Below are 4,397 nucleotides of genomic sequence, written 5' to 3'. Positions count from 1 at the left end.
TATGTATCAGGATTTTATCATAATTCAAAAAATATTTCCGCGGATTAAAGACGATAGGCGTTCAGCCCTCCCTACGAGTAGAGGAATAATGTTTCAGAAAAATCACCCTGAACAAATAATAACTCAGGTAATGTAGAGTAGTGAGTGAAATGCGGTTAAAAATTGCAATATTCTGCTGGGAAAGTCTGTACTCTGATCGGGTTGGAGGACTATCCAATGCTGCGACCTATCTGGCACAATCTCTGGCAAAAAAACATGAGGTGCATTTTTTCACCAGAGGGGATCAGGACTTTGAGATGAGTGGTGTCTTCTACCATGTGTGGAGACCACATGGGTCAAACGTTGTAGAGTATTGCTCTGACCTCTCTCACGGACTGGTAAACCGATTCAATCAGTACGATGAGAAACCATTTGATATTCTTCATTTTCATGACTGGCACGTTGTTGAAGCAATGCATCTTCTCAGTCATCGCAGGACTATCTTCACCTACCATTCAACCGAGTTTGGCAGAAACGGGGGAGTACATGGAGACTGGTGGGAGTACCATGAAATCTGTGGAAAAGAGTGGTATGCCGGGCAGATAGCAAAACGTTGCCTTGCGGTTTCGGGTCAGCTCAGACAGGAGGTGATAGATCTCTACAAAGTAGACCCTGGAAAGATACGGGTGATTCCAAACGGAGTAGTAAAAGAGCAGTTTGATGTCAGTATCAATCAGGGAGCTATAAAAAAGACCTATGGAATTCATTATCTTGCTCCTCTAGTCCTCTTTGTTGGTAGAATGGTATACCAGAAAGGACCGGATATTCTTGTTGATGCAATTCCCATGATCTTAAACCGGTTCTGGAATGCTCAATTCATTCTCGCCGGTAGCGGGGGAATGAAAGACTGGCTGATAAGCAGGACAGAGGGAATGCCAGTGCAGTTTCCCGGGTTTATTACAGATTCAGAGTACGTCAGGCTTTTGCATGCAAGCGATATTGTTGTAATTCCAAGCAGGAATGAACCATTTGGGATTGTTCTCCTGGAAGCTTGGAGCGCTAACAGACCAGTTGTGGTAACCAGAGTAGGCGGTCTTGCGGAAAATGTTGAACATGAAGTCACCGGACTTGTTGTCGATCCAACTGCAGAAGGAATCGCGTGGGGGGTGAATCACTACCTGGAGAATCAGAATGAACGAATCAGACTCGGGAGGGGAGGATACAACCAGGTAGACAGGCGATTCTTCTGGGACTCGATCGCTGATCAGATCATGAACGTCTATAATGAGACCTGACTGAAGAGATGGCCTGCTACAAAGCCTGATTTCTCACTGATGGCCGCAACACATAAACAATGTACTTAAAGATCCAATACTTTACCGGCATCATGCTTGCTGTTACCGGGTGATATTACTGAATCCTGATCAAAATCTGAAGAATGTTCCAACCAATATCAGGTATGGGCGTGAACTGAGAGATCCTGTAATTTCAGGGAGTCGTGAGTTCCTGATGACAGATGGTGAGATGTATTGTTCTTCATCATTTGCCGGTAATACAAGGCGGTATCATGGGCTCCTTGTACAAAAGGGGATGATACTGATAAGTTCACTTCATGACGAAGTAAACGGAATCAGGCTCTCACCAGGTTACTGGGGGGATACCTTTGTTGAAGGAGGACTCCCCTGGACACTTGGCGCATTATTATACCCTGTAACCCAGGAGTTTGCAATCCCAGGAGTCATGATTCGCAGATCCTTCATCCTTGACAGGAGTCTTACGATCAGATATGAAATAACTGGGACTGCATCACTGAGGATCAGGCCTCTTATGACAAGCCGGGCTGTGGAAGATCTTTTAGACAACCCAGATGTTAACGCCGAAATTATTGAAGGATCGCTGATTTTAAACGGATGTGCAGTCAGGTCAGAACTCAGGTTCTCGGAAGAGAGGCAGAGGTATCTGAATGCCAGGTATCCTCGTGAAGAGGAGCGTGGCTATGATTCAGTAGAAAATCTTATCTCACCAGGATACTTTTCCGGGATCATCACCAATGGAACTGTTGAGATTCGGTTTGCTCCTCTTGGTGCTGGATTAGAACTCAACAATGATTCAGAGCCTTATATATCTCAGGATATCCTTGACCATGCATCCCGGTTGTGTATAAAGGGAACTGAGATCCTTGCCGGTTACCACTGGTTTGCCGAGACCTGGGGTCGTGATACTTTTATCAGTCTTCCGGGGCTTTTGCTTGAAACCGGCCGATTCAGGGAAGCAGAGGATGTATTCAGATGGCATCTTGCACATCAGAAAAGCGGATTGATATTGAATCGTTATCCCTACTCATATAATTCTTCAGATGCAACACTCTGGTTCTTCTGGGCTCTCTTTCAGTATATACAAAAACTTCCCGGCTCTCCCTTTGTTGCAACCATCAGGCATGAACTCGAAGAACTCATCAGTGAGTACCCACAAAACGGAGTGGCTTTGCTGGAAGGGAACCTGATTAGAGTCGTTAATGGCTCTACCTGGATGGATACTCCTGCCACTCCACGAGGCGGAATGCCTATTGAGATCAATGCCCTCTGGATACTCGCTCTTGAACTTATGGAGTATCTGAAATTCTCAACACCGGTTAGTTCCCAGGATGCCCATAAAGAGTTTCAAAATTTCTGGAACCCCGATACCGGGTGTCTGTATGACAGGCTTATGCCTGATGACCCGACAATCAGATCAAACCAGATTGTTGCACTGGCATTTGGGTTAATCCCATTTGATGACGGACACCATGCCCTGGGAGTTATCGAGAAAGAACTGCTCACGCCTTACGGGCTCAGAACATTGTCACCTTCAATAGCAGGATACCATGGCAGATATGCAGGTGATATCTCGTACCATAACGGAATGGTCTGGCCATGGCAGACTGGTTTTTACATCGATGCTCTTATCCAATACGGAGCAGATAATGAGAAGGTACAGTCAATGATTACCCCGTTATGGAACTATTTCCTGACCGACGGAACTGGAATGATTCCTGAGATGTTTGATGGAGATGCCCCACATGAGCCTGCCGGAGCAATCTGTCAGGCTTGGAGTATTGCAGAACTTATCAGGGCGAGAAATTCAATAATCAGATGGACAGGGAAGACAGGACCTGAAAAAGTTGATACAGATAATTACCTGTTTGCATGAATGGAATGATGGGATTATACTATAGTGATAATTATTTTCCGATCTCAAGTTCACTAACCAGGCCATAGATATATATCCACACACAGATAGAAGGTGATTTCACTGATGATCAGATCTTCCTGCCGTTATCTCCTGGCTACGTTTTTCATTTTGATAATTTTTACCGTACAGGGATTTGCAGTGCCAGGAACGAATGAGGGTGGATCAGGCAATTATTCACTTTCTGCTGATCGATGTGATCCTTTAGTAAGTAATACTACTATTTCTGCATCAGCATCCTGGCCTTCCCCGGTTCTTCTCTCAATGTACCCGAACTCGGTGCTTGCTGCAGGAAGTACCTTTACTCTCACAATTGATGGCAATAACTTTCTTCCAGAGAGCAAAGTGCTCTGGGATGTTCAGAACAGGACAGGAACATATCTCTCATCACACCAGATGACGGGCATAATCACAGCATCTGATATCGCTACACCGGGTCAGCATTATGTGAGAGTACAGAACCCGGGAGTTTGCGGTGGAGACTCTAATCTTGGGATATTTGCAGTGAGTGACAATGGACAGTCTTTCCCATTGTATACACAACCCCTGAATGTCTATCTCCTCAAAGCTGGAACAGGAAAGGGAGCCGTACTAGTAAGATCTCTCTCCGGGGGTCTCTCATCATTCAATATGACCATTTATTCAGATAAGTCTGCTCCATTCTCGTTCTACATCCTCTCATTGCCATCATGGGTGACAGATCCCAGAATAACAGTTCTGGATGATCATCGGATCCAGGTCACCGGAAGCGATGGGAATAACGTAATAACCGCTATATCCACAGATGTGTCCCTGGCGAACCTCTCGTTCATCGGTGGTGAAAACGGTTCCGGGTACCTGCATTGTATCCTGAACTCAGCAACTGCTGATGACGGTACCACATATGGAAGTGGATACACCGCTTTTCCGGTGCAGGTAAAAAACCTCCTTCAGTTTAATTCAACATCAGGTCAGGCATATCCACTTCCCAGGGATTTAAACGGTGACAGTTTGTATGAGGATATTAATGGGAATGGAAGATCTGATTTCAATGACATCGTGACTTTTTTTAACCACATAGATAGAGTCCATTCAGATCAACCATGGTGGGTTTTTGATTTTGACCAGAACGGGTACATCAATCTACACGATGTTGTGACTTTGTTTCAGATGAATCTGCAATGAGACTAGCGGGCAATAGTAGAATTATT

3 protein-coding genes are annotated in these 4,397 nt (G+C 45.0%); all 3 read left to right on the top strand.

Annotation, left to right across the window (positions count from 1 at the left end; all coding sequences use genetic code 11):
* Positions 1-149: 149 nt before the first annotated feature.
* The 3 genes from VN429_RS10145 (at position 150) to VN429_RS10135 (ending at position 4,371) form a co-directional block, all read left to right on the top strand.
* Entirely contained in the window at positions 150-1,274 is a 1,125-nt protein-coding gene (locus VN429_RS10145; RefSeq protein WP_325632892.1) for a glycosyltransferase family 4 protein, read from the top strand.
* Positions 1,275-1,383: 109 nt separating this feature from the next.
* A complete protein-coding gene (locus VN429_RS10140; protein ID WP_325632890.1) occupies positions 1,384-3,168 on the top strand; it encodes an amylo-alpha-1,6-glucosidase in 1,785 nt (594 codons plus the stop codon).
* A gap of 105 nt (positions 3,169-3,273) precedes the next feature.
* A complete protein-coding gene (locus VN429_RS10135) occupies positions 3,274-4,371 on the top strand; it encodes an IPT/TIG domain-containing protein (RefSeq protein ID WP_325632888.1) in 1,098 nt (365 codons plus the stop codon).
* The last annotated feature ends 26 nt before the right edge of the window (positions 4,372-4,397 follow it).

This window comes from Methanospirillum sp. (assembly GCF_035560735.1).
Classification (GTDB): Archaea; Halobacteriota; Methanomicrobia; order Methanomicrobiales; family Methanospirillaceae; genus Methanospirillum.
The sequence above is the reverse complement of the archived record's forward strand: the minus strand, read 5'-3'. Positions and strand labels throughout refer to the sequence as shown.